This window comes from Microbacterium sp. EST19A, assembly GCF_019969685.1.
Classification (GTDB): domain Bacteria; phylum Actinomycetota; class Actinomycetes; order Actinomycetales; family Microbacteriaceae; genus Microbacterium.
Map to the genome: position 1 here is coordinate 1,532,386 of NZ_JAHXYZ010000001.1, position 23,821 is coordinate 1,556,206.

General features: G+C 68.7%; 24 protein-coding genes. 17 read left to right on the top strand and 7 right to left on the bottom strand.

From position 1 onward, the window contains the following. Positions 1-22 precede the first annotated feature (22 nt). From LC452_RS07535 to LC452_RS07550, 4 genes are all read right to left on the bottom strand, one after another. Positions 23-325: a putative quinol monooxygenase gene (locus LC452_RS07535; protein ID WP_223623774.1), complete on the bottom strand. Its 303-nt coding sequence runs from the start codon at positions 323-325 to the stop codon at positions 23-25. After that, positions 322-1,860: an FAD-binding oxidoreductase gene (locus tag LC452_RS07540; RefSeq protein ID WP_223623776.1), complete on the bottom strand. Its 1,539-nt coding sequence runs from the start codon at positions 1,858-1,860 to the stop codon at positions 322-324. The genes LC452_RS07535 and LC452_RS07540 overlap by 4 nt, the downstream gene beginning before the upstream one ends. Continuing rightward, positions 1,857-3,425, bottom strand: coding sequence for a glycerol-3-phosphate dehydrogenase/oxidase (locus LC452_RS07545; RefSeq protein ID WP_263293793.1), 1,569 nt, complete (start codon positions 3,423-3,425; stop codon positions 1,857-1,859). The genes LC452_RS07540 and LC452_RS07545 overlap by 4 nt, the downstream gene beginning before the upstream one ends. Before the next feature lie 110 nt (positions 3,426-3,535). Then, entirely contained in the window at positions 3,536-5,059 is a 1,524-nt protein-coding gene (locus tag LC452_RS07550; protein WP_223623778.1) for an FGGY-family carbohydrate kinase, read from the bottom strand. Between the two features lie 83 nt (positions 5,060-5,142). On the opposite strand from LC452_RS07550, the gene LC452_RS07555 reads away from it, so the two are divergent. The 16 genes from LC452_RS07555 to LC452_RS07630 all read left to right on the top strand — a co-directional run bounded on the left by LC452_RS07555 (position 5,143) and on the right by LC452_RS07630 (position 20,655). Then, positions 5,143-6,108 (top strand): dihydrodipicolinate synthase family protein, encoded by a 966-nt coding sequence (locus tag LC452_RS07555; RefSeq protein WP_223623781.1) that lies wholly within the window; start codon positions 5,143-5,145, stop codon positions 6,106-6,108. Next, a complete protein-coding gene (locus LC452_RS07560) occupies positions 6,108-7,226 on the top strand; it encodes a mandelate racemase/muconate lactonizing enzyme family protein (protein ID WP_223623783.1) in 1,119 nt (372 codons plus the stop codon). Before LC452_RS07555 ends, LC452_RS07560 begins: the two co-directional genes overlap by 1 nt. After that, on the top strand, positions 7,226-8,170 hold the full coding sequence (locus LC452_RS07565; protein WP_223623785.1) for an MBL fold metallo-hydrolase: 945 nt from the start codon (positions 7,226-7,228) through the stop codon (positions 8,168-8,170). Before LC452_RS07560 ends, LC452_RS07565 begins: the two co-directional genes overlap by 1 nt. Beyond that, complete coding sequence (locus LC452_RS07570) at positions 8,167-9,237, top strand: hypothetical protein (protein WP_223623787.1); 1,071 nt, start codon at positions 8,167-8,169, stop codon at positions 9,235-9,237. Before LC452_RS07565 ends, LC452_RS07570 begins: the two co-directional genes overlap by 4 nt. Further along, the gene (locus tag LC452_RS07575; protein WP_223623789.1) at positions 9,230-9,982 is read left to right on the top strand and encodes an SDR family NAD(P)-dependent oxidoreductase; all 753 of its coding nucleotides are present in this window, start codon (positions 9,230-9,232) and stop codon (positions 9,980-9,982) included. Before LC452_RS07570 ends, LC452_RS07575 begins: the two co-directional genes overlap by 8 nt. A gap of 35 nt (positions 9,983-10,017) precedes the next feature. Then, positions 10,018-11,163: a Gfo/Idh/MocA family protein gene (locus LC452_RS07580; protein ID WP_223623791.1), complete on the top strand. Its 1,146-nt coding sequence runs from the start codon at positions 10,018-10,020 to the stop codon at positions 11,161-11,163. Continuing rightward, a complete protein-coding gene (locus LC452_RS07585) occupies positions 11,160-11,894 on the top strand; it encodes a carbohydrate-binding family 9-like protein (RefSeq protein ID WP_223623793.1) in 735 nt (244 codons plus the stop codon). The genes LC452_RS07580 and LC452_RS07585 overlap by 4 nt, the downstream gene beginning before the upstream one ends. Before the next feature lie 29 nt (positions 11,895-11,923). After that, on the top strand, positions 11,924-12,619 hold the full coding sequence (locus LC452_RS07590) for a FadR/GntR family transcriptional regulator (RefSeq protein WP_223623794.1): 696 nt from the start codon (positions 11,924-11,926) through the stop codon (positions 12,617-12,619). Positions 12,620-12,746: 127 nt separating this feature from the next. Beyond that, positions 12,747-14,063 carry an ABC transporter substrate-binding protein gene (locus LC452_RS07595; protein ID WP_223623796.1) on the top strand — a complete coding sequence of 439 codons (1,317 nt, stop codon included), beginning with the start codon at positions 12,747-12,749 and terminating at the stop codon, positions 14,061-14,063. A gap of 29 nt (positions 14,064-14,092) precedes the next feature. Further along, positions 14,093-14,965, top strand: coding sequence for a carbohydrate ABC transporter permease (locus LC452_RS07600; protein WP_374197762.1), 873 nt, complete (start codon positions 14,093-14,095; stop codon positions 14,963-14,965). A gap of 7 nt (positions 14,966-14,972) precedes the next feature. Then, entirely contained in the window at positions 14,973-15,788 is an 816-nt protein-coding gene (locus LC452_RS07605) for a carbohydrate ABC transporter permease (protein WP_223623800.1), read from the top strand. A gap of 2 nt (positions 15,789-15,790) precedes the next feature. Further along, positions 15,791-17,230 (top strand): NAD-dependent succinate-semialdehyde dehydrogenase, encoded by a 1,440-nt coding sequence (locus tag LC452_RS07610; RefSeq protein WP_223623802.1) that lies wholly within the window; start codon positions 15,791-15,793, stop codon positions 17,228-17,230. After that, positions 17,221-17,973: a sulfite exporter TauE/SafE family protein gene (locus tag LC452_RS07615; RefSeq protein WP_223623804.1), complete on the top strand. Its 753-nt coding sequence runs from the start codon at positions 17,221-17,223 to the stop codon at positions 17,971-17,973. Before LC452_RS07610 ends, LC452_RS07615 begins: the two co-directional genes overlap by 10 nt. A 26-nt stretch (positions 17,974-17,999) precedes the next feature. After that, positions 18,000-19,175: a zinc-binding dehydrogenase gene (locus tag LC452_RS07620; RefSeq protein ID WP_223623806.1), complete on the top strand. Its 1,176-nt coding sequence runs from the start codon at positions 18,000-18,002 to the stop codon at positions 19,173-19,175. Between the two features lie 5 nt (positions 19,176-19,180). Then, positions 19,181-20,146: an acetylxylan esterase gene (locus tag LC452_RS07625; RefSeq protein WP_223623808.1), complete on the top strand. Its 966-nt coding sequence runs from the start codon at positions 19,181-19,183 to the stop codon at positions 20,144-20,146. Positions 20,147-20,205: 59 nt separating this feature from the next. After that, the gene (locus tag LC452_RS07630; RefSeq protein WP_223623810.1) at positions 20,206-20,655 is read left to right on the top strand and encodes a putative immunity protein; all 450 of its coding nucleotides are present in this window, start codon (positions 20,206-20,208) and stop codon (positions 20,653-20,655) included. 30 nt (positions 20,656-20,685) lie between these two features. Here LC452_RS07630 and LC452_RS07635 read toward each other — a convergent pair whose 3' ends face one another. Together LC452_RS07635 and LC452_RS07640 are read right to left on the bottom strand one after the other, a co-directional pair. Next, positions 20,686-21,078, bottom strand: coding sequence for a VOC family protein (locus LC452_RS07635; protein WP_223623812.1), 393 nt, complete (start codon positions 21,076-21,078; stop codon positions 20,686-20,688). A 38-nt stretch (positions 21,079-21,116) separates the two neighbouring features. Further along, entirely contained in the window at positions 21,117-21,848 is a 732-nt protein-coding gene (locus LC452_RS07640; protein ID WP_223623814.1) for an SGNH/GDSL hydrolase family protein, read from the bottom strand. A gap of 53 nt (positions 21,849-21,901) precedes the next feature. On the opposite strand from LC452_RS07640, the gene LC452_RS07645 reads away from it, so the two are divergent. Continuing rightward, positions 21,902-22,381 (top strand): cytochrome C5, encoded by a 480-nt coding sequence (locus LC452_RS07645; RefSeq protein WP_223623816.1) that lies wholly within the window; start codon positions 21,902-21,904, stop codon positions 22,379-22,381. 157 nt (positions 22,382-22,538) lie between these two features. Here the strand turns inward: LC452_RS07645 and LC452_RS07650 are convergent, their stop codons facing one another. After that, complete coding sequence (locus tag LC452_RS07650; RefSeq protein ID WP_223623830.1) at positions 22,539-23,540, bottom strand: magnesium and cobalt transport protein CorA; 1,002 nt, start codon at positions 23,538-23,540, stop codon at positions 22,539-22,541. Positions 23,541-23,821: the final 281 nt, after the last annotated feature.

The following is a 23,821-nucleotide window of genomic DNA, read 5'->3' on the forward strand; positions in this document are numbered from 1 at the left end:
TGAGCCAGGCGCGAACGGACCGCTACACGCGGGCAGCGCCGGAGATCTTCTGCACGACCCGGGATGCGAGTCGCGGGATGATCTGCCCGAAACCCACATGCTGGAAGTGCTCGGATTCGCGATGGGCGGCGAACGCCGCGTCGTCCGTGTACACCTCGACGATCACGAACCGCTCCGGTTCCATGATGTCCTGGGTCACCTCGTACGAGATGTTGCCCTCCTCCCGCCTGCTCGCGGCGGCCAGCTCGACGAGGAGAGAGCGAACAGTGGCCTCCTCGCCGGGCAGCGCGACGTAGCGGGCGATGACGAGGAGCTCGTCGGTCATAGCGGCAGGCCCAGCTTTCCGGGGTTGAGGATGTTCTGCGGGTCCAGCGTGCGTTTGACCTGCTCCAGCACGGAGTAACCCGCTCCGAGCGAGTCGCGCATGTAGTCGCCACGGAGGAGGCCGATGCCGTGGTGGTGGCTGAGAGTGGCGCCGTACCGGAGGAGCACCGCATTCGCGGCATCCCAGGCCCGACGGTACCAGTCTGCTCGTCGTTCGGGCTCGACATCACCGCGCAGCGAGAAGTAGAGGCACGCACTGTCGACGTAAGCGTGTGACTGGTGCGCAGAACCCGCGAGAGTGCCCGGCACCGCGGAGAGGGCGGCGACAACCTCGTCGTAGATGGCCGGGAGGTCGCGCCACCGGGCGATCATCTCGAGCGTGTCCGAGACGAAGCCCGGACCGGGTGTGAATCCCTCCGAGCTCTTCCCGGTCAGATACCGCGTGTCGAGCCAGCGCTCGAAGATCGCGTCACCGTCCAGCACGGCGCCGCCTATCTCTCGACACTCCCGCCGGGCGATGTCGAGGCCCGCATCGACCAGACCGCGGGGGCCCTCGTCGGCGATGAGGAGCACGTTCAGATCGGCGTGCCCGAACTGCACGCCGCTCTCGAGTTCGTCGTACAGTCGCAGTGCCGCGGGAGTCGCACCGGCCTGCAGGATGCGACGGCAGGCGTCGAGACCCTCCGCGAACGTGCGGAACCCGTAGGCGACGGCCGCGCCGTAGTCGGGCAGGCGGTGCAGCTTCAGCCGTACGCGCACGATGACGCCGAGCGTTCCCTCGGAGCCGACGAAGAGCTGCATCAGATCGGGCCCGACTGCAGCGCGGCCCGCGTCGCCCACGGTGATCAGGGTGCCGTCGGCGAGCACGACGTCGAGGCCGAAGACCATGTCCTCGATCTTCCCGTAGCGGGTCGACAGCTGACCGGCTCCGCGGCACGCGACCCATCCGCCGACGGTGCTGATGGCGAACGACGAGGGCCAGTGGCCCGTGGTCATCCCGAACTCCTCCTGGATGCGCGTCTCGAACAGGTCGCCGAACATCCCGGCTTCCACCTCGACGATCTGGCTGGAATCGTCGAAGCCGATGAAGCGGTCGAGTCCGCACACGTCCAGCACGATGCCTCCGCGCAGCGGAAGGGCAGCGCCGGTGACGTTGCTCCGCCCTGCGGACACGGTGACCGGGATCGACGCCGCGGATGCGATGCGCAGCACACCCTGCACCTGCTCGACCGTCGACACGCGCACGATCACGGCCTCCGGGGTCGCCGGTTCGCCGGACGTCTCGGCGATCATCGATCGCGCCCACCAGTCGCGCGTCCCCGCGATGATCTCGTCACGCGCCGCCACGATCTCGTCCGAGGTCGCCGCCAGCTGCTCGAGCGTCTCGGCGGGCACGTGCACGACATCGGTCTGAAGGCCCGTGCTCGTCTCGGATGCGGGGGCCACGGTGCGGCCGCCCCAGTGCGGCGCAGTCGGCGCGCCCACGGTGTAGTTGCCGCGGTTGTATCCCCGGACGATGGCTTCTCTGCTGATCATTGGTGTGCTCCTTCCGCGGCGCCGGTGAGGACGTCGCGCTCGCGGGCGATGGTGGTGAGGTAGTGGTCGATCTGGCGTTCGAGCTCGGCATCGTCGAAGCCGAGCTCGCCCTGCAGCAACTCGCCGACGCGACGGGCGGCCGCTCCCGAGGCGTCTCGTGCGGCGAGCCGCGCGCGCGTGCGGCGGGACAACACGTCGTCGATCGACCGGGCGAACTCGTAGCGTGCCGAGAAGACGACCTCTCCCGCGCGATACGGCAGACCGTCGATGAGTGGCTGCTGCAGGTCGGGGTCGGATGCGAGGAGCGTCGACACGACGCCCGCCTGCGTGCCATAGCGTTCGCCGAAGTGCGCCGCCAGCCCTCCGGTCGCGACGATCGACTGCGGGTCGTAGCCGGCGGCTCCGAGGAGGGGCGCATCCTTCGTCCGGCACCGCCGCGAGGTGCCGAGCACCCGCTGCGCTGCATCGATCGTCTGCTCCGCCATGTGGCGGGCCGTGGTGAGCTTGCCTCCCACGACAGTGACGAGGCCGTCGGGGTCCACCCGGATCTCATGGTTGCGCTTCACCTCCACGGTCTTGCCTCCCGGAGGCGCGACAAGCGGTCGCGTGCCGGCGATGCTGCCGAGGACGTCGTCGGGCTCGAGGTCGGTGTCGAGCGCCGTGGCGGCACCTTCGAGCAGGAAGTCGCGTTCCTCGCGAGTGCAGTGCACATCGTCCAGATCGCCGGTGTAGTCCTCATCGGTCGTCCCGATGTAGGCGGTGTCGCCCCAACGGGTGATCGTCGCCCGTCGGGCGCGCCCGGGCACCGGGATCGTGACGGTGCAGTCGTTACGGATCTTCAGCCATGGCACGACGATATGCACGCCCTTGGCGGGTCGGATGTTCGGCGTCTCCACCTCGGTTGCTGCGCCCGTCCACTCGCGCAGCCACGAGCCGGTCGCGACGACGACCGTCCGGGCACGGACGCGGAGGTCGGCGCCGTCCACCTCGACGCCCACGCCCGCGACCTTCCGTCCGGTGCGGACGACCTCCGTCACCTTCGCGCCGTTCAGGACGACCGCGCCGTGGAACGCGGCCGTGCGCGCGACGGTCAGGGTGAGGCGCGCGTCATCCGCCCGGGCGTCGTAGTACATCAGTCCACCTCTGAGCGCACCGTCGCGGAACGTCGGGCAATGCGAGAGCACCTCCTGCGGGGTGAGTTTCTGATGCAGCACGCCCTCGCGCCAGCCGCCGGCGAGGTCGTAGCTCCACAGCAGCGCCTCGAATCCCTTCGCCAGGCGAGGATCGAAGACGCCGTCGCTCGACAGCACCGGAAAGAGGAAGGGCAGCCGTTGCACGAGGTGCGCCGCGTTCTTGCGCAGGCGCTGCCGCTCGAGGAGGGAGTGGCGCACGAGCGGAAGGTTCCCCTGCTCGATGTAGCGCAGGCCGCCGTGGATCATCTTCGACGACTTCGATGACGTGCCCGACGCGAAGTCGTCCTTCTCGAGCAGGGCGACGCGGTACCCGCGCAGTGCGGCGTCGAGAGCGGCGTAGGAGCCGGTGATCCCGCCGCCCACGATCACCATGTCGAATTCCTCGCCCTGTAGTCGCGCGATCGCCTCGGATCTGCGGGATGGCTGGGGGGCCGCGGCCATGGCGGCCTTGAGCGCGTCCGGTCTTCTCATCGGGAGCAGGTTCACTGCTGTTCCTCTCTCATCGTGCGGCGGCTGTTCGCCAGCATCAGTTCGGCTTCGATCACGTGGTTCCATCGGCGTCGTCGCGCGGCGCGCTCGACAGGCGGTGTCGACGGGGCGAAGACATCGGCCGCGGGAATCGTCGCGACGGCGGCCTCGAGGTCTTCCCAGAGGAGGCCGGAGCCGGCGAGGAACGCCGCGCCGCGCAGAGATGCGGCTTTCGCGCCGGGGGGCCGCAGGATCGGGATCCCCGTGGTGTCGGCCTGCAGCTGCAGGAACAGATCGCTCGCCGAGAGCCCGCCGCCCACGATCACCTGGTCCACGTCGGTCCTCGCCGCGGCGGCGGTCTGCTCGACCGTGGTCGCCACGGAGTGCGCGATGCCTTCGAGCACAGCGCGCGCGAGGTCTTCCCGGGTCGTCCCGAGACTCAGTCCGGTGAAAGAGCCGCGCGCGTCGGCATCCTCGGGCGTGCGCAGGCCCGTGAGGCTCGGGACGAACCACGAGTCGGAGGGGCCGGCGGCCTGCTGGGCGATGCGCGAGATGTCGGCGGGAGCGTCGAAGAGGCCGATGCCCCGGCAGAGCCATTCCAGCGCGGATCCGGTGTTCGCCGTGAACGATTCGAGCGCGAAGGACGACACCCCGTCGCGGCGCGCGGTGACGATCGAGGTCACGGGTCCGGTGGGCGCCGCCGGTGGTTCGCTGCCGACCAGGACGTCGACGAAGCTTCCGGTGCCGTGCACGCAGAGCACCTGGCCGCGCCGGATCGCTCCCAGACCGACGCCCCCGGCGAGCTGGTCGCCGAGCGCCGCGAGGATCGGCACGGAGATGCCCAGGACGACGGGTGAGGTGGTCGCGAGGTGGGAGACGTCTTCGCGCAGCGCGGGGAGGATGTCGAGCGGGCAGCCGAGGGCCTCGATCCAGTTGGTCTCGTAGGCATGCTCGGCGAGGCGGTATCCGCCGGTCGCTGCCGCCATCGACGCGGTCGCGACGTGCGTGCCGTCGAGTGACAGTCGGTTCAGGAGCCAGGTCTCGATCGTGCCGAGTCGCAGCGCGCCCATGGCGTGGACCTGTGCGACCGCCGCATCCCGCGCGAGCAGATCGGCGGCCCAGAGGAAGGGGGAGCGGATGCCGACGCCGCGCCCGACGGAGGCGCGCAGTCGGCTGTCCCATTCCTCGGCGAAGGTGTTCAGCCGCTGCGCGAATCGCGTGTCCTGCCAGCTCACCGCGGGGGCGAGGGGCTCGCCGGTCCGGTCGTCCCACAGGACCGCCGTCGCACGCTGAGTGGAGAGGGCGAGCGCTTCGATCTCGACACCGGCCTGGCGTGCTGCAGCGATCGCCGCACGGGCGGCGTCGATCGTATGGGTGAGGATCGACGCCGCATCCTGCTCGATCACGCCCCACGATCCGGCGCTCAGAGTGAGTCGGCGGTAGCAGACGTCGCGGACGACACCGTCCTCTCCGACCCACGCCGCGCGTGTGCCCGTCGTTCCCGCATCGATCGAGAGGATCGCGCGCGTCGCTGCCACCAGAAACTCCTTCGGTCCATCAATCAGCTGGTCAGTGGTCTGACCTCTTGCCAACGTGTGATGGTGATGCTAGCATCGGCCACGTGTCACTGTCGACCCCCACCTCAGCCAACCCGTCCACCCTGCCGAACGGCGTGATTCCCGCGTTGCCCACGCCCCTCACCGTCGATCGAGAACTCGACGAGCCGGCCCTCCGCGCCCTCATCGACCGAGCTGTCGGAAGCGGTGTCGACGGCGTTCTCGTGCTCGGATCGTCCGGGGAGGTGGCCTCCGTCGGCACCGCCGTGCGCGAGCGCACGGTCGAAGTCGGCCTCGACGCCGTCGGCGGCCGCGTGCCCGTCATCGTCGGCGTGGCCGCCACCGACCTGCACCACACCCGGGCCGACGTCGAGCGCGTCTGCGCTCTTCCGATCGCCGCCGTGCTGGTGGCACCACCCTCCTACGGAGTGCTCGACCAGCGCGGCGTCATCGCGCTCTATGAGGACATCGCCGGCGTCGCGAGCACACCCGTGCTCGGCTATCACATCCCCGCCTTCACCGGTGTGCGCCTCGAGCCGGCCACGGTCGCGCACCTCGCGGCATCCGGCGCGCTGGCCGGAGTCAAGGACTCGAACCGCGATCTCGAGTATCTGCAGCAGGTGATCGCGATCGGCGACACGACGGATCGCCCGTGGTTCACCTACGTGGGCACCGACTCGCTCATCCTGCCCAGCATTCTGCTCGGCGCGGCCGGAGGGATCACCCTCGCATCCTCGGTCGCACCGGGTCGGGTCGTCCGCCTCGTCGACGCCATCCGCACGGGAGACCTGTCGACAGCGCGCCACGCGCAGGCGGCTCTCACGAAGCTGATCCTCGCGCTGCGACGCGGACCCTTCCCGGCCGGCGCGAAGGGCGCACTGGCTCTGCAGGGGATCTGCACCCCGACGCTCGCCGCACCGCTGACCGGGCTGTCGACCGATGAGCTGCGCGAACTCGAGACCGCCCTGATCAAACTCGACGTCCCGGATCTCAGCGCCCTCTCCGGGGGCGTCACGAAGGAGGAGAGCTGATGCCGCACGGAGCCGTCCTCGTCGAGAGCATCGAGGTCTTCCCCGTCCGAGTGCCGCGCCGCGGCGTCTTCGCGCTGCAGCGTGGGAACTCCGATCAGTCCTCGTGGTTCTCGCTGGTGCGGGTGACGACACGCGACGGCAGCTACGGGTGGGGGGAGTGCGTCACCCGGGTGCGCTCGATGCACCGGGTCGTCGAGGATCAGCTCGACGGGGTCGTCGTCGGCCGCGACATCTTCGACATCGAGGGGCTGCACCGCGCGATCGATCAGCAGGAGATGCTGGCGGTGGAGCGGCTCTGGCATTGGAATCCCCTCCGCGCGGCGATCGAGATGGCCTTCTTCGACCTGCAGGGAAAGCACCTCGGCCTCTCGGTCGCGCAGCTCATCGGCGGGATCCGTCGTGAGCGCATCCCCACCGTCAAGAACGTCGGTGTGGGAAGCCCGGAGCAGTCCGCCGAGCTCGCCCAGCACTACGTCGCCGCCGGGTATGAACTGCTCAAGGTGCGGGTCGGCGCCGACCCCCGTGCCGACGAAGCGCGTCTCCGCGCCATTCGCGAGGTCGTCGACGACGGCATCCGGATCCGGCTGGATGCGAACCAGGCGTGGGCCGCGCCCGAGGCGGTGGCCGCGATCGGCCGCTACACCCCCTACGGACTCGAGGCCGTCGAGCAGCCGTGCGCGTTCTGGGACGTCGAGTCCAACGCGCGCGTCGTGCAGGAGTCAGCGGTGCCGATCATCTCCGACGAGGGCTTCGTGTCATCGCCCGAAGCCCGGGTGCTGCTGTCGGGTCGGGGCGCCGATGTGCTCCACGCCTACATCGGCAAATGCGGCGGCATCGCGCCGGTCATGGAGATAGCGGCGATCGCGCGCTCGTTCGGCGCGCGCATGACTCTCGGTGAGCGGGTGCCCCTCGGGATCTCCGAGGCCGCGCATCTGCAGGTCGCTGCGGCGCTTCCGGAGCTCGAATTCCCCTGCGCGCTCGCGTACGACCTGAACGAGTCGGACCTGCTCGTCGAGAGCCCGCGCCGCGAGGGCGGCGGTATCCACCTCCCCGACGGTCCCGGCCTCGGAGTGGACGTCGATCTCGAGCTGCTCGAACGGTATCGGCGGGACTCCTGATGCCCGCCGAGATCATCATGGTCGAGGGGCGCATCGGCCGCGTGAAGCCCGTGCGCACCGCGATCGTCTGCGGATCGGACGCCTGGCTGTGGATCGACGCCGGCATCGCCGGGACGCCCCGCGATGCCATCCTTCCCGCACTCGCCACCCGCGGTCTGACGCCGCCCGCGCGGAACATCGCCGTCATCACCCACGGCGACGTCGACCACTTCGGCGGCATCACGGAACTGCGAGAAGCAGTTCCGCAGCTGGTGACGATGGCGCACGCGCTCGACGCGCGGCTGATGGAGGATCTCGACGTGCTGGTCGCAGAGCGATACGACCGCTTTCGCGACGAGGGCGTCGTGCTCGATGACGATCGGGTGGCGCAGCTGCGCTCGCGTGCCGGCGAGGCTGTCGCCGTCGACGTTCGGCTCACGGGCGCTGCGCGCATCGACCTGGGTGACGGCGAGCACTGGCGCGTGCTGCCCGCGCCCGGTCATTCGGGCGGGCATGTCGTCGTGGTCTCGGACGCCCGCAGGCACGCTTTCCTCGGCGATGCCGTCATGGGGTGGGGAGTGATCGACGGTGAGGGGTGCCTTCTGCCGCCGCACTATATCGATGTGCTCGCCTATCGCTCGACGGTCGACCTGCTGCGCACGCTCGACCTCGAGACGATGGATGCCGCGCACGAGGCGCGGCTCACCGGCGCCTCCGTGGACGCTTTCCTCGCGGCGAGCGCGGAGGCGGTGGACGCGATCGGAACCGCGGTCTCGGCAGCGGACGCGGTCATCGAGTCCGATGCACCCGACCGGCTGGCCCGCGTCTGCGCCGATGTGCACGCTCGGCTCGGGCGCTGGCCCGATGCCTCACCGCTGACGCTCGCCGACGCGGTGAGCGCGCATCTCGCGCAGCTGCGGGTCGGCTCGAACACGCACCCGTATGCGGACGGAGGCGTCGCGTGATCGAGGACAGCAGCTTCCCGGCATCGGAGTACCTCGATCACCGGGACCGTGTCGGCGAGGAGAAGCAGCTCTGGGAGAACAACGGCTGGAGCATCCGCGGCCGCGACGCCGACACCGACTACCTCTTCTGGAGCTCGCCGTACCTCATCCGTGGACTCGAGGGCGGGTCCTATCGTCCTGGGAACTTCGGTCTCGACCAGACGCTCTTCGTCGCGGCGCCGGCGGATGCCCCGCCCGAGCTGCACGACAACGACTTCATCGCGATCGGCTGGGATGAGCGCGATCACTACGACTGGTCCGAGGTCACCGTCGCATCGACGCCGGGCGCCGTCGAGTGGACGACACCGCACCGTACGTATCTGGCGGCGCCACCGACCTTCGGCATCGCGGGATCCCACGCGGGCGTCGAGGCCGACATCCGCATCGACCTCGATGCCGAGCCCATGTGGTTCACCGATCCGGCGGAGAGCCTCGACGCCCGGGCGAACCGCTGGTGGATCGCATCGGGACGCGCGTCCGGCGAGCTCATCCTGCCGGGCAGGAGCGTATCGATCCGCGATGCGCACGCCGTGCACGAGCGGCACATCCATCTCGGGCGCACGCACGATCCGGTGCGTCTGCTCACCGGCGGGGGCGTGTGCTGGTACACCGCCTCGGGTGAGGGACTGAGCGTCGCCCTGCTCGCGCGACCCTCGCTCGGCTCTGCCTGGGCGCAGGTGACCGTGGGCGAGCAGACGTGGGACGTGACCGGCGATGGTCTGTCGGTCCGCACCACGCGGACGTGGCTCGATCCCCAGACGAACATGCTCGTCGCGCAGGCGTGGGATGTCGCCATCGAGCTCCCGGAGGGAGCGGGATCGATCGAGCTCGCGCTGCAGGCGAAGGCCCGCGCCTACTACACGTGGGACTTCCTCGCGGAAGGGCAGACGATGCTCTACTGGTGGCTCTGCACCGGCACGGCCGAGGTGACTCAGGGCGATGCGCGGCACCGCGTGACCGATCTCCTGACCGAGGCTCATCTCAACCGCACGTTCTCTGTACGTCACGACGGGAGCCGGAATGCCTGATCGCATCGTCATCACCGGAGCAGGAGCCGGCATCGGCCGCGCCACCGCACGGCGGTTCGCCGCGGATGGCCATCAGGTCGCGGTGCTCGACCGAGACGCAGACCGAGTGCGCGAGGTGCTCGCGTCGCTTCATGGCGAGGGCCATCTCGCCGTTCCCGTGGACCTGGCCGACGCCGCCGCGGTGGAGCATGCCTTCTCGTCCATCGACGAGGCGTGGGGCGGACTCGACGTGCTGGTCAACAACGCGGCGCGATACGACCATCGGGGCGAGGTCGGCGAGCTGACCGACGACCAGTGGGACGACGTGCTGCAGGTCAACGTCCTCGGCGTCGTCCGCTGCACTCGTCAAGCTGTCGAGCGGATGCCGCGAGGCGGCGCCATCATCAATCTCACGGCCCTGCAGCGCGAGCGACCGATCGCCGGCTGGGCGGCCTACGCCGCGTCCAAGGCAGCGGTCGCCACGCTGACCCGTTCGATGGCCATCGACTACGCCGCTCGCGGGATCCGCGTCAACGCCGTCGAGCCGGGCGCGATCGCGGCCTGGGTGTCTCCCGACACGGCGCCGCCCGGCACCAGTCTCCTCGACCGCTTCGGAGCGCCTGAGGAGGTTGCGGCCGTGATCGCGTTCCTCGCGTCGCCGAGCGCGAGCTTCATCGTCGGCGAGATCATCCGCTGCGACGGCGGGCGCAGCATCCTTCCGCGCAGCGATCCGCAGACGCAGACCGCTTCGGCCCTCGAACCCTGATCCGTACCTCCTCAAAACCCACCGAAAGGGAAATCATGTCGAGCACTACCGTCCGCGTCGCGATCGTCGGACTCGTCCAAGGCCTGGAGGACGTCTATACCGTCCTGCACCACCCGCGCTACACCCTCGTCGCCGTCTGCGACACGAACCCTCGCCCGTGGCACTGGCTCACCGGTGAGGAGAACATCGACGAGGTCGATGCGAGCGCCGCCGTGTTCCAGCACCACAAGGACTGGGTGAAGGCCTCGCGCAACGCCCCCGGATTCGGCGACGTCGAGTATCTCTCCGACTTCGACGCCGTGCTGGCGCGTGACGACATCGATGCCGTCGTGCTCGTCCTGCCGGATGTGCTGCACGCCCCGTTCGCGATCAAGGCTCTCGAGGCGCGCAAGTACGTCCTGTCGACGAAGCCGATGGCCCGCACGATGGACGAGGCCTTCGCGATCTCCGAGGCCGCTCGACAGAACCCGAACCACTACATGCTGGGCTTCCAGCTCAGCTACAGCGGCTTCGCGACGGCGATCCGCGAGATCATCGCCTCGGGTGAGATCGGGACGCCGCGCCAGATCCGGTTCGACTACCACCGCGGCCCGTGGCGACCGGTTCACCGCAAGAAGTACGCCGAGGTCGATGGCTCGATGATCAAGGAGGGTGTGCACTGGCTCGACATGATCTACCGTCTCAGCGGGGAGCTCCCGTGGCAGGCGATCGCGGGCTTCGGCGGTCGCGAGACCTTCCCCGATGACTTCGAGTTCGAGGACAACGGCGTGCTGATCATCGACTTCCCGGGCTTCCGGGCGGCGCACACGTTCACCTATTTCCGGCGTTCCCTGACGCACTCCGACGACTTCCTGCTCGTCGGCGACCGCGGCACGATCCGTGGGACGTTCGAGAAGTTCGACGTCGAGACCGACGACGGCACCCGGACGGTGATCCCGACCACGAGCCCTCTGGCCGACCAGCACCACTACGGCTACTACGAGATGCACGACGCCTTCAGCGCCATGGTGCTCGACGGTGTGGAGCCGTACACGAACTGGCGCACGGGCCTCGAGAACATGCTCACCTGCTATGCGTCGCAGATCGCCGTCGCGGAGAACCGCATGGTGACCCGTGCGGAGTTCGCCGATGTGGACTGGCGCGAGACGCTCGTCGAGGAGAAGGCAGCCGCGGGCGCGTGAGCGAGAAGACATCTGCGGGTGCGGCGCTCGCCGTTCCCCTGTGGGACAGCACGCCGAGCGGATGGGATGATCCGCGTTGGGCGGCTCTTCCCGGCCGGTCGCTGGTGGATGCCGAGACGGGTGCTGCCCCGCGGATGTCGACGCTCGTGCAGGCCGCATCGACGGACGGATTCCTCTGGGTGCGATTCACGGCGGAGGCCGCGGAGATCCGGGTCACGATGACGCGGTACAAGGACAAGGTGTGGCAGGAGGGCGCCGTCGAGGTCTACCTGCGCCCGCCGGGAGACCCGTGCCTGTACGAGTTCCAGGTGAGCCCCATCGGTACCGTCCGAGACCTCCGCGTGCATGACCCGGGCGGGCCCGTGCAGGTCTTCGACGACTCGTGGAGTTGCGCGGGGTGGGTGACCGATGCGCGGATCCGGCGCGATGCGCAACGGAACGTCTGCGGCTGGGACGCCGTCTTCGGCATCCCCTGGGGCGCGTTCGGCGCATCGGTGCCCGCCGGCGGCGATGGCCGATGGCGCATCGGCGCATTCCGCCTCGAGTGGGATCCCGACGAGTTCAGCGCCCTGCGCGCAGGCGGCGGCGGGGACCCGCACGGCGAGGATTTCCTGGTCGACATGGCCCTTGCTCCCTCCATGGAACACGGTGGACCGGCCAATAGGATGAGCATCATTGCGCCGACGGCGATGTTGCCGCGTGATGCGGGAGGGGAGATACGAGCATGGTGAGCTGGCGAGCCGTCGGTGATCGTTCGAGTGTGCCGGAGCGAGTGGCCGACGAGATCCTGAGATTCATCGAGACCGAGGCCCTCAAGCCGGAGGATCGGCTGCCCTCGGAACGCGAGCTCGCCGAACTGCTGGGCGTCTCGCGGCCGTCCGTGCGGGAGGGCGTCAAGTTCCTTGAGGCCCGGGGTTACCTCGATGTCCGGCGCGGCCAGGGCGTGTTCATCCAGCGTCCACCGCTCTACGAGGGTCTGCGCAAGGGGCTGGATGAGGCCATCCTGACGGTCAACCACCTCTTCGACATGCGCGAGGCGCTCGAGGTCCCGGCCGCCGGCTGGGCGGCGAAGATCGGCGACGAAGAGGCGCTCGGCGCTGTCGAGGACGCGCTGCGTGCGCTGAACGCGAAGGCTGCCGAGCCTGTGAAGGACTGGTCGACGCTCCAGGACCTGGATGTCGAGTTCCACATGCGCATCGCCGCGGCGGCGGACAACCCGTTCCTCGATCAGACGCTGGGTGTGCTCAACGATCTCATCCGCGAGGGTATGCGTACGACCATCCAGGTCGAGGGGCGACTCGAGAAGTCGCGTCACGATCACGAAGCGATCCTGCACGCACTCAAGACGGGTGACGAGGCGGGCGCGCGTGCCGCCGCACGTCGTCACATCCGCGCTGCCTACCGCACGGCGTTGCGGGCGAACGCGCTCGAATCCCCGGAGGCGCCGGCGGTGTGATCACCGTCGTCGGCATGTGTTTTGAGGTCAGTGGTCAGACCTCTTGCCACAGGTGAGAATCTGGTGTTACGATCACTCGACCACGGCCCCACGGTGTGTCAGCTCAACGACGAGAGAGGAACAGAACATGACGGTCCAGCCCGAGAACGGCATGACCCGGCGCAACATCCTGCAACTGGCGGGAATCGCCGGAGCAGGAATGCTGCTCGCATCCTGTGCGGCCCCCGGAACCCGCCCCGGCGGCGGAGCGGCAGGTCCGGCAGCCGGCCCCACGCCTCCGGCATCCGGAAAAGCCACCGGCGAAGTCTCCTTCGCACACTGGCGTGGTGAGGATCAGAACGCCTTCGACGAACTGATCAAGCGATTCCGGAAGGAATACGCCGACGTCACCGTCGTGCAAGACATCACGGCTTCGAACGACTACTCCCGCCAGGCGCTCCAGCGCGTGCGGAACGGTGCGAGCGGCGATGCCCTCACCAGCTTCCGCGGCGCCCAGTTCGCCAGCTTCGTCGATGCCGAGGTGCTCACCGACCTGTCTGCGACCAAGGCGCCGAAGTCGTACACCCCCGAGCTCATCGAGGCGGGCGTGGCCGACGGCAAGCAGCTGGCGATCCCGTATCAGACGGTCCTCCTGATGCCCGTCGCGAACGTGGATCTCTTCGACAAGGCCAAGGCCGATGTCGCCCCGGCCGACTGGGACTCCTTCCTGGACGCCTGCGACAAGCTGAAGTCGTCCGGTGTCACACCGATCTCCTGGCCGGGTGGCGATCAGGGCAACGCAGCGCAGCTGGTCAACAGCCTCGTGCTCTACGACGCGCCCTCGGACGACATGTTCACGCAAGTGCAGGCCGGCAAGCTCAAGGTCACCGACGACTGGTTCCTCAAGGTGCTGAAGAAGTACCAGCAGCTCGCGCCGTTCTTCCAGACGAACTTCACCGGAACGAGCTACGAGTCGTCGCAGCAGCTGTTCGCGAGCGGTCAGGCGGCCATGCTTGCGACGGGTTCCTACAGCCTGGCGACCGTGCGCGGCCTCGGCAGCACGTTCGACATGGACATGATCTTCCCCAACCCCGCGCCGAAGGGCAAGGGAAAGTGGGAGGGCGTCTACAACGCCACCTTCATGCTCGGCGTCAACGCCGCCAGCAAGGTGCAGCCCGCTGCCCTCGCCTGGGTCGAGTTCCTCAGCCGCAAGGAGTCCGCGCAGTACTACGCGAACGAGACGGCGCAGTTCGTCACGGTCGCGGGCGTCGAGTACACCAACCCCGACCTCGCGAAGGCTGCTGCTTTCCTCGACAAGAAGATCGCGCTCGCCCCCCGTTACCAGTTCACCAACCTGGACATGGCTAACGCGGTGTGGGAGTCGTGCGTGAAGGTCGCCGCAGGTACGTCGCCAGAGCAGGCCGCCGAAGCGGCGCAGCAGATCATCGACCAGCAGCAGAGCTGATGGCTGGCAATACTCGCAGGCGCAGTCCGATGAGGGTGGACTGGAGACTCTTCCTGTTCCCCCTCCCGGCGCTCGCGCTGATCACCTTCTTCTTCCTGCTGCCGCTGGCGCAGTCGTTCCAATACGCGGTCACGAACTGGGACGGCTACTCGGCGACGTTCGACTACGTCGGCGTCGACAACTTCGTCCGTGCCTTCACCCAGGACAGCCTCTTCGCGAACGCGCTGGGTAACAACCTCCAGTTCCTCCTGATCGTCGTCATCTTCCAGACGATGTTCTCCCTGGTGCTCGCGCTGCTGCTCGTGCGGAACTCCCGTGGTTCCGTGCTGCTGCGTGCGCTGTTCTTCTTCCCGACGATCCTGTCGTCGGTGTCGGTCGGATTCATCTGGAAGTTCGTCTACGACCCCAGCTTCGGACTTGCGAACAGCGCCCTCCGAGCCGTGGGACTGGGAGGGCTCGAGGGCAGCTATCTGGGTGACGCGAACACCGCGATCATCTGGCTGGCCGTCACCCAGGTCTGGTTCCATTCGGGGCAGATGATGGTCGTCTTCATCGCGGGGCTGCAGAACATCCCGCGCGAACTCTACGAGGCGGCCGAAGTGGATGGCGCGAGCCGCTGGCAGCAGTTCAAGTCGATCACGTGGCCCCTCGTGGCCCCGGCGATGACGATCGTGGTGGCCTACACCACCATCCAGGCGTTCAAGGCGTTCGACCTCGTGCTGGGCATGGTGGGCAACCCGCCGCAGACGGCGCTCGACATCCTCTCGACCCGCATCTACACCTCTTTCGCGAACTTCCAGTACGGCTACGCCGCTGCCGAATCGATCATCTTCATGGCGCTCATCGGCGCCGTCGTGATCCTGCAGCGCCGAGTGCTGAAGTTCACCCAGGCTCAGAGCTGAGGGAACCATGATCGCCAAAGTCTCCCGATGGGGCATCCTCCTCGTCTACTCGATCCTCATCATCGTCCCGCTGACGGTCGTGATCTTCGGCAGCTTCAAGTCCAGTCAGGAGCTGTTCTCCGCGCCGTTCGCGCCGCCGTCGGCTCCGTCGCTCGCCAACTACGAGACCCTTTTCGGAACGGCCGACCTGGGAACGCCCTTCGTCAACAGCGTGATCGTCACAGCGGTCTCGCTGCTGCTCGCCCTGTTCATCGGGAGCCTCGCCGCCTACGCGGTCGCCCGGATCCCCGGCTGGCGCGGCTGGTTGATCTTCGGCGTGCTCGTGCTCGGGATGTCGATCCCGGCGCAGGCGATCATGGTGCCGCTGTACGTGATGTTCGCGTCGATGGGGCTGCTCAACTCGCTCGTCGGGCTCATCCTGATCGAGGTCGTGCACTCGCTGCCGATCACGGTGTTCATCCTCGGCGGGTTCATGAAGACGCTCCCGCGCGAGCTGTACGAGGCGAGCTCGATCGACGGCTCCGGACCCTGGCGCACGTACTGGTCGATCGTGCTCCCGCTGTCGACGCCGTCGATCGCGGCGACCGCCATCTTCCTGTTCGTGATCATCTGGAACGACCTGCTGTTCCCGCTGCTCTTCGTCCAGGACGCGGCCTACGAGACGCTCCCGCTCGCTCTGCTGGGCTTCCAGGGTGAGTTCCAGACGAACTATCCCGCCATGTTCGCCGGCGTCATCATCGCGTCGATGCCGGTCGTCGTGGCGTACATCTTCCTTCAGCGCTACTTCGTCGCTGGAATCACCGCAGGCGCGAGCAAGGGATGATCATGAACTCCGAGGCACTGTCTCTCATCGCCGGCCGTTGGGAGTCCGCGGACGAGTTCCGCGAGGTGACCGACCCTGCCGACGGGACCGTCGTCGGCCAGGTGGCGTGGGCCGGGGTGGCAGAGGCGCAGCGCGCCGCGGATGCTGCGGCGGATGCTTTCGAGTCCTGGTCGGCGACCACGCCGCGCTACCGTGCGGACGTGCTGCGCGATGCCGCAGACCTGCTCGCCGAACGGTCCGACGAGCTTTCCGAGACCCTCGCTCGAGAGGCGGGCAAGCGACTGCCCGAGGCGCAGGGAGAGCTGGCGTTCTCCGGCGAATACCTGCGATGGTTCGCCGAGGAGGCGCGCCGCGGCGGCGGAGCCATCATGGACGGCGAACGCGAAGGCCGTCGCCACCTGACGCTGCAGCGCCCGGCCGGGGTGGCCCTCTCTCTCACACCGTGGAACTTCCCCGTGTCGATCCAGGCGCGCAAGCTCGCCCCGATGCTCGCCGCGGGATGCACGGTCGTCGCGCGCGTGTCCGAGCAGGCTCCTCTGGCCGCGACCGGCTTCGTGCAGGCCCTGCACGACGCCGGCGTTCCGGCAGGGGTGCTCAACCTCGTGCACGGTCCCGCTCGGGCGGTCACCTCCGCCCTGATCGCGCACCCCGCCGTGCGGGTGGCGAGCTTCACCGGCTCGACCGCGGTCGGCCGCAGCGTCATGGCGCAGGCATCCGAGGGAATCGTCCGACCGCTCCTCGAGCTCGGCGGGAACGCTCCCTTCCTCGTCTTCCCGGATGCCGATCTCGATGCCGTGCTCGAGGGCGCGGTCATCGCACGGCTCCGCAACTCAGGGCAGTCGTGCGTGGGCGCCAACAGGTTCCTCGTGCACGAGGAGATCGCCGCGGAGTTCACCGAGCGGCTCGCGCAGCGGTTCGACGCGCTCAGCCTCGGACACGGTCTGGGCGTCTCGCGCGACGGCTCGGAGATCCCCGACATGGGACCTGTCATCTCGGCTGCCCGTGCGGCCGAGATCACGGGGTTCGTGGAGGATGCGATCGATCGTGGCGGCCGACGGGTGACCGAACGCGAAGACGTGCCCGCAGAGGGCTCGTTCGTCCGACCGACCCTCATCGCCGATGCGCCGACCGATGCGCGCATCTTCGGCGAGGAGATCTTCGGGCCGGTGGCCGGTGTCTGGTCCTTCCGCACCGACGATGAGGCCATCGCCCTCGCGAACGACACTCCGATGGGTCTCGCCGCCTACGCGTGGACCCGCGACTCGGCGCGCAGCTGGTCGCTCGCGGAACGCCTCGACGTCGGCATCCTCGGCATCAACGACGCCGTCCCGTCGGTGGCGTTCGCTCCCATGGGGGGCACCAAGCTCTCCGGCATCGGGCGTGAGGGTTCCTCCGTCGGTATGGAGGAGTTCCAGGAAACGCGCTACGTCGCATGGAGCTGACGACCTTCGCCATCCTCCTCGCGATCATGGTCGTGGGGGCGGGCATGCAGCGCATCACCGGTCTGGGATTCGCGCTGGTCGCCTCGCCCTTCTTCGTGCTGCTGTTGAACCCGATCAGCGGTGTCTTCCTCGTCAACGTGTGCGGTGTGGTCGTCGCCGTCGCCCTCACTGTGCGATCGTTCGCTCTCGTCGACTGGCGCCGTTGGGGGATCCTCGCCGCGTCCGCGATCATCGGAGTGATCCCCGGCGCCCTGCTGCTGCTGGTGCTGCCGGTCGCCTGGCTCGACATCCTGGTCGGAGCCCTCATCATCACGGGCCTGGTCTCCTCGCTGCTCGTTCGATCGCGCCTGTCGCCGGACCACGTGCCTCCCCTCATCGCTGCGGGTGCTCTCAGCGGCGCGATGAACGTGACCGCCGGAGTCGGCGGACCACCGCTTGGCATTTACGGAGTGCTGACGAGATGGGACCATCGCTCGTTCGCCGCGACGATGCAGCCCGTTTTCGTGACGATCGGCAGCATGTCGCTCGCCGCCAAGCTCTGGCTGTCTCCCGGGGGAATTCCGAATCTCGAACCGTGGATGTGGCTGGGCGTCGCGGCCGCGTGCCTCGTCGGCATGGCGATCGGAGAAGTGCTCACCCGCGTCGTCACTCCGCAGGTCGCCCGAGGTCTGCTGGTCGCGCTGGCGCTCGTCGGTGCGGGAACGGTCCTGGTCCGCGGCATCCTCCTGCTCATCGCTCCGTGACGAAGGCCGTGACGAAAGGAAGCACCATGTACGAGAACCCCGCGGCGCGATCCGCCGCCCTCCCCGCCTCGATGCGCGCCGCCATCTGGGACGGCGTCGGATCCCCACTCGTCGTCGAAGACGTCCCGGTGCCGAGACCCCGGGCGGGTGAGGTGCTGATCAAGGTCGCCGCCTGCGGTGTCTGCCACACCGACCTGCATCTCCTGAAGGGCGAGGTGCCGTTCCCGGCGCCTGCGGTTCTCGGGCACGAGGTCAGCGGAGTCGTCGTGGAGCTCGGAGACGATCTCGGCGACAGTGGCATCGAGGTCGGGATGCCGGTCGTCGGGGCGTTCATCATGCCGTGTGGATCGTGTCGCCAGTGCCTGCGCGGACGCGATGACCTCTGCCCCGTCTTCTTCGAGCAGAACCGGGTCCACGGAAACCTCCTGGACGGCACGTCCCGGTTGCGTCGCGGCACCGGAGAGCGCATCTCGATGTATTCGATGTCCGGTCTCGCGGAGTATGCCGTTGTGCCCGTGTCGGCCGTCGCGGTCCTGCCGCCGGAAGTGCCGCTGCAGGAGGCCGCGATCCTCGGATGCGCGGTCTTCACCGCATTCGGGGCGACGGCTCGAGGCGGTCTCACGAGCGGCGATTCCGTCGTCGTGGTCGCTGTCGGAGGCGTGGGCTCGAGCATCATCCAGGTCGCATCCGGCCTGGGAGCATCACCCATCATCGCGGTCGACGTCGACGACGACAAACTCGACGCGGCTCGCGCGCTCGGCGCTGACGTGGTCGTGAATTCGACCACGCAGGACGCCCTCGCCGCGATTCGAGCCGTCGTGCCCGGTGGTGTCGATGTGGCGTTCGAGGCGCTCGGCCGTCCGGAGACGTTCGAACTCGCCATCGCCGCGCTCGCCGAGGGCGGGCGAATGGTCGCCGTGGGGATCGCGGCGGGCGCCGCGACGGCCGCGGTGCCGATCACCACCCTGGTGCGGCGCGGACAGAGCATCGTCGGATCCTTCGGGGCGCGGACGCGCGAGGAGCTGCCGAAGGTCGTGGCGCTGGCGGCGGAGGGCGGTGTCGATCTGCAGGGTCTGGTGACCCGACGATTCTCGCTCGAGTCCGCGCAGGAGGCGTTCGACACCCTCGCCGCCGGCCGCGTCTCCGGCCGCGCCATCATCACGATGGACGGTGCACCCGGAGAGCCCCTTCGGCTAGCCTGACGCGGATGGCTCTCACCGATCTCCCCCTCGACCAGCTCCGCTCCTTCCGGCCCGACGTGGCGGAGCCCGCGGATTTCGATGACTTCTGGGCGCGGACACTCGCCGAATCGCGGGCGCTCGCCGCACCGCCGAAGGTCGAGCCGGCCGCCACCCCGATCACGCAGCTGATCGTCGAGGATCTGACCTTCAGCGGGTTCGGCGGCGAGCCGATCCGCGCCTGGATCACCCGTCCCCGGGTCGACGGACCGCTTCCGACGGTGGTGGAGTACATCGGGTACGGCGGCGGGCGCGGCCTGCCGGGCGAACGGCTCCAGTGGGCGGCCGCGGGGTATGTTCACGTCCTGATGGACACCCGCGGTCAGGGTGGCGGCTGGGGATCGGGCGGCGACACCCCCGACCCGCACGGCTCCGACGGCGCGACCCCGGGCTTCATGACCCGCGGCATCCGGCATCCGGACACGTACTACTACCGCCGCGTCTTCACCGACGCCGTCCTGCTGATCGACTCCGTGCGTCAACTGGATGCCGTCGACGGCGACCGCATCAGTGTGACCGGCGGCAGCCAGGGCGGTGGGATCAGCCTGGCGGCCGCGGCGCTGCATCCGGCCGTCTCCGCCGTGATGCCCGACGTTCCGTTCCTGTGCCACTTCCGCCGCTCGGTGCCGCTCACCCCCGACAACCCGTTCGTCGAGATCGGCCGCTACCTGTCGGTGCATCGTGGGCGCGTCGACGAGACCTTCGAAACGCTCTCGTACTTCGACGGCGTGAACTTCGCCCGGCGGATCGCGGCCCCCGTGCTGTTCTCCGTGGCGCTGATGGACCCCATCGTGCTGCCCTCCAGCGTCTTCGCGGCGTTCAACCTCTGCGGCTCTTCGGATGCCGAGATCGAGGTCTACGAGTTCAACGGGCACGAGGGCGGGCAGACCGTGCAGTGGCTGCGTCAGACCGAGTGGCTGGCCGCGCGCCTGTAGTCCACTGCTCCGACGGGCGTGTTCCGGCGAGCGTCCGAGGTTGCTGACACGATCGTCGGGTGAGCGACGATCAGAAGCAGAAGTGGGCGAACCCCGAATTGCCCGTCCATCACGCCATCGCGGAGTGGGCGGTCGCCTGCGCCGATCGCTCCCTGCCCGTCTTCGAAGAGCTGCGACCCGGCGACGACAGGCCGCGCGCCGCGATCGCAGCCCTGCGCGCGTGGATGCGCGGCGAGATCCCGATGACGGAATGCCGCACCGCCGCGTTCGCCGCGCACGCCGCCGCACGGGATGCGGCGGATGCGCCGGCAGCGGTCGCCGCAGCACGCGCCGCGGGTCAGGCGGTCGCGGTGGCCCACATGTTCGACCACTCCCCGCACGCCGCGACCTACGCGGCGAAGGCGGTCGGCCTCCATCGCGGCGACGCGGCGAGAGCTGCCGAACGGCAGTGGCAGTGGGAGCAGTTGGCTCCCGAGCTGCGCGCGATCGGCTTCCCGCGAGGCCGGTGATCCCGCGGGGCAGCCGTCAGCCGTCAGCCGTCAGCCGGCGAGAACCGCGAGCACGTTGCCGGCGGGGTCCTTGAACCAGGCGATGTCCGGGCCCTTGTCGGGTTCGCCGTGCGAGATGCCCTTCTCGTCGGTGCCCATGTCGGGGTCGGAGTAGATCTTGGTCACGACACCCTTCGCGTTGAGCTCATCGACCGCTGCCTCGACGTCGTCGACCGGGAAGTTCAGGATCGTGTAGCTCGCCGGCGTGTGGTCGGGCTTGGAATAGATGAAGATCGTCCCGCCGTCGGACAGGGCGATCTGGAGGAAGCCCATGGCGTTGTCGGAGACGTCCATGCCGAGGGTCTCGCCGTAGAAGGAGCGGGCCGCGTCGATCGAGTCGACGCTGAATCCGCTGAACGCGTGGGTGGTCTGGAATGCGGTCATGGGTTCAGCATGCGCCCGTCTCGCCGAGCTGTCCAGATCTACGGGTTCAGTCGGCCCGTCGCGACGTGCGCCGCCAGCACGGTGAGGGTGCGTGATCCCGGGGGATGGATGCCGAGCGCGTTCGCGAGTTCGAGGCCGAGGGCGGCATGGCCGGCGGCGTTCGGGTGGAAGGCGTCGCCCATCAGGCCCCAGGGAACTCCGCCGTTGCCGAGCTCGGTGAAGCGGGCGAGCTGGTCGACGAGGATCACGTCTTCGCTCGCCGCGACCGCGCGGACGGCGTCGGCGAACTCGCCGAGGCGAGACCGCTCCGGTGCGTGCACGACGTCGACCGACGGCGGCGTCTGCAGCACAGGAATGGCCCCGAGCGCACGGACGCGACGCACGAACTCCCGCAGCGATTCGGCATACTCGTCAGGTTCCACGTGCACCCGGCCGTCGCCCGTCGCCGAGTCGTTGGTGCCGATCATGAGAGTCACCACATCCGGATGCCATGATGCGACGCGTCGCTCCCAATCGCCGAGGATGTCGGTGATCCGATGCCCGCTGATCGCCGAGTTGATGACGATGTCGCGGGTGCGCCCCAGCTCACCGCGGATCAGCTCGTGCAGGTGCTCGGGGTAGCTGCGAGCGCCCTGGGTGTGCACGAGGCCGTGGGTGATCGAGTCGCCCGTGATCACCCAGTTCAGTGGTTCGGCGCCGGTGAGTGCGCCGGCGAGGCGGAGCAGATCGGAGGCGGCGGATGCGGATGCGGAGGGTTCGGCGTTCGGCACGCGTCGAGCCTATCGGCCACCCGCGACGCGGCCGGATGCGAAAGACTGGACTCATGACCCAGCCCCTGCTCGACGCCCTCCTCGCTCGCATCGTCGACAGCGGACTCCTCGATGAACCGGTCGCCGAGAACGGATTGATCTACGGGCGGGCGAGCATCGACGCCGCCGGCACGGTCGTCACCGTCAACGTCGACCCCGAGCTCGAAGACGACGACGCGCTCGATGAGGACGCGCTCGTCGCCACGATCACCCGCATCCTCTCGATCGGGGAGTCCCGCTGGCGGGCCGTGATCGATGAGATCGCCGACGACATCGACGAGGCGGTCGACGACGAGCCCGTGGTCGAGCAGATCGACCTGCGCGACGATCTGGAGGCCACCTCGGTCGTCGTCTTCGCGGATGCCGTGCTGCTCGCCTTCGACGCCCCGAAGCAGTTCCCCGACTCCCGCATCCTGGTACAGCTCGACGACGAGCTCGAGGTCGCCAACATCGAGGTCAGGGATCGCGACGCCCTCGATGACGCGGCGCGCTGAGCCACAGCATCCGCCTCATCCGGCATCCGCATCCCGGCATCCGCTCACCGGGCATCCGCAGGTGCACCCGCAGGACGACACGCCAGATGTCGGACCGATTGTCCCGTATGGTCCGACATCTGGCATGTCGCCCGACATCTGTACCGGCCCCCGCCCGTCAGAGCCAGCGCTTGTACTTGAACACCCCGTAGAGGGCGACCGCGAACGCCGCCATCGCGCCGATCGCCATCGGGTAGCCGAAGGCCCAGTGCAGCTCGGGCATGACCTCGAAGTTCATGCCGTAGACCGTGCCGACGAGCGTGGGAGCGAAGATGATCGCCGCCCACGAGGAGATCTTCTTGATCTCGTCGTTCTGCGCCAGGCCGGCATCCGTCTGGCGGCGGGCGACGAGCGCGGAGTGCACGGTCAGCGCGTTCTCGAGGATCGCGCGGAACGAGTCGACCCGCTCGTTCACCCGGATCACGTGGTCGAGCACGTCGCGCAGCGACCGCTGCAGCTCTTCGTCGATCCGGTACTTCTCCGAGCCGCGACGCAGCCATTCCAGCATTCCGCTCAGGGGGTGCACCGCCCGCTGGAAGTTGATGACCTCCCGCGAGAGCTCGTAGATACGCCGGGAGAGCGCGTCGTCGTCGCTGTCGCCGAAGAGCTGGTCCTCGATCTCGTCGATGTCGTTCAGCAGACCCGCGACGATCGGCTCATACCCGTCGACGACCTCGTCGAGGATCGCGTAGAGCACGGCCTCCGGTCCCATCGCGAGCAGGTCGGGGTTCGCCTCCATCCGCCGGCGCACGGCCGCGAGGTCGGGAGACTCCGCGTGCCGGATCGTGACGACGAAGTCGGGACCGACGAACAGGTGCAGCTCGCCGAACTCGATCGACTCCTCCTTGTCGCGGTAGCGGGCGGGGCGCAGCACGGCGAACAGCGTGTCGCCGTAGCGCTCCACCTTGGAACGCTGGTGGCCCGAGAGGGCGTCTTCGACGGCGAGCGGATGCAGGTCGAACTCGCGCGCCACCGATGTGAGCTCCTCCGGACTCGGACGGTACAGGCCGATCCAGGCGGTGCCGCCCGCGGCATCCATCATCCGGTAGGTCTCGTCCAGGTTCTTCGGGGTCTCCACGCGACGTCCGTGGACGTACACGCCGTTGTCGATGAGCGCCATGATGCGCATCCGTTCTCGCAGGCGCACGAGAGCAGAAGGCTCCGTGCGCAGATCAGTCAGAGGGCGGGAGACGCCGCCGACGCTGCGGAAGGACGTGCGATTTCGTGGAGCGGATGCTCAACGCGAAAGCGCAGGGAGTCTCGACGCAGCGGTGGCGGCGTCGTAACTATCACCGGACATCGCCATCACCGCCTTTCGGACTCTCGAGGGTCACGCGACCCGAGGGGCCATGTTACTCCCCTTCTCTCCGCGCTTCCTCTCCGCGTTCCTCGGCGACGGCC

What these genes read in the sequence shown, in the direction of transcription:
- LC452_RS07535 (WP_223623774.1), bottom strand. Translation starts at nt 325, where the DNA reads ATGACCGACGAGCTCCTCGTCATCGCCCGCTACGTCGCGCTGCCCGGC.
- LC452_RS07540 (WP_223623776.1), bottom strand. Translation starts at nt 1,860, where the DNA reads ATGATCAGCAGAGAAGCCATCGTCCGGGGATACAACCGCGGCAACTAC.
- LC452_RS07545 (WP_263293793.1), bottom strand. Translation starts at nt 3,425, where the DNA reads ATGGTGATCGTGGGCGGCGGGATCACCGGCTCCTACGCCGCTCTCGAC.
- LC452_RS07560 (WP_223623783.1), top strand. Translation starts at nt 6,108, where the DNA reads ATGCCGCACGGAGCCGTCCTCGTCGAGAGCATCGAGGTCTTCCCCGTC.
- LC452_RS07565 (WP_223623785.1), top strand. Translation starts at nt 7,226, where the DNA reads ATGCCCGCCGAGATCATCATGGTCGAGGGGCGCATCGGCCGCGTGAAG.
- LC452_RS07575 (WP_223623789.1), top strand. Translation starts at nt 9,230, where the DNA reads ATGCCTGATCGCATCGTCATCACCGGAGCAGGAGCCGGCATCGGCCGC.
- LC452_RS07580 (WP_223623791.1), top strand. Translation starts at nt 10,018, where the DNA reads ATGTCGAGCACTACCGTCCGCGTCGCGATCGTCGGACTCGTCCAAGGC.
- LC452_RS07595 (WP_223623796.1), top strand. Translation starts at nt 12,747, where the DNA reads ATGACGGTCCAGCCCGAGAACGGCATGACCCGGCGCAACATCCTGCAA.
- LC452_RS07600 (WP_374197762.1), top strand. Translation starts at nt 14,093, where the DNA reads ATGAGGGTGGACTGGAGACTCTTCCTGTTCCCCCTCCCGGCGCTCGCG.
- LC452_RS07605 (WP_223623800.1), top strand. Translation starts at nt 14,973, where the DNA reads ATGATCGCCAAAGTCTCCCGATGGGGCATCCTCCTCGTCTACTCGATC.
- LC452_RS07610 (WP_223623802.1), top strand. Translation starts at nt 15,791, where the DNA reads ATGAACTCCGAGGCACTGTCTCTCATCGCCGGCCGTTGGGAGTCCGCG.
- LC452_RS07615 (WP_223623804.1), top strand. Translation starts at nt 17,221, where the DNA reads ATGGAGCTGACGACCTTCGCCATCCTCCTCGCGATCATGGTCGTGGGG.
- LC452_RS07620 (WP_223623806.1), top strand. Translation starts at nt 18,000, where the DNA reads ATGTACGAGAACCCCGCGGCGCGATCCGCCGCCCTCCCCGCCTCGATG.
- LC452_RS07625 (WP_223623808.1), top strand. Translation starts at nt 19,181, where the DNA reads ATGGCTCTCACCGATCTCCCCCTCGACCAGCTCCGCTCCTTCCGGCCC.
- LC452_RS07635 (WP_223623812.1), bottom strand. Translation starts at nt 21,078, where the DNA reads ATGACCGCATTCCAGACCACCCACGCGTTCAGCGGATTCAGCGTCGAC.
- LC452_RS07645 (WP_223623816.1), top strand. Translation starts at nt 21,902, where the DNA reads ATGACCCAGCCCCTGCTCGACGCCCTCCTCGCTCGCATCGTCGACAGC.
- LC452_RS07650 (WP_223623830.1), bottom strand. Translation starts at nt 23,540, where the DNA reads ATGGCGCTCATCGACAACGGCGTGTACGTCCACGGACGTCGCGTGGAG.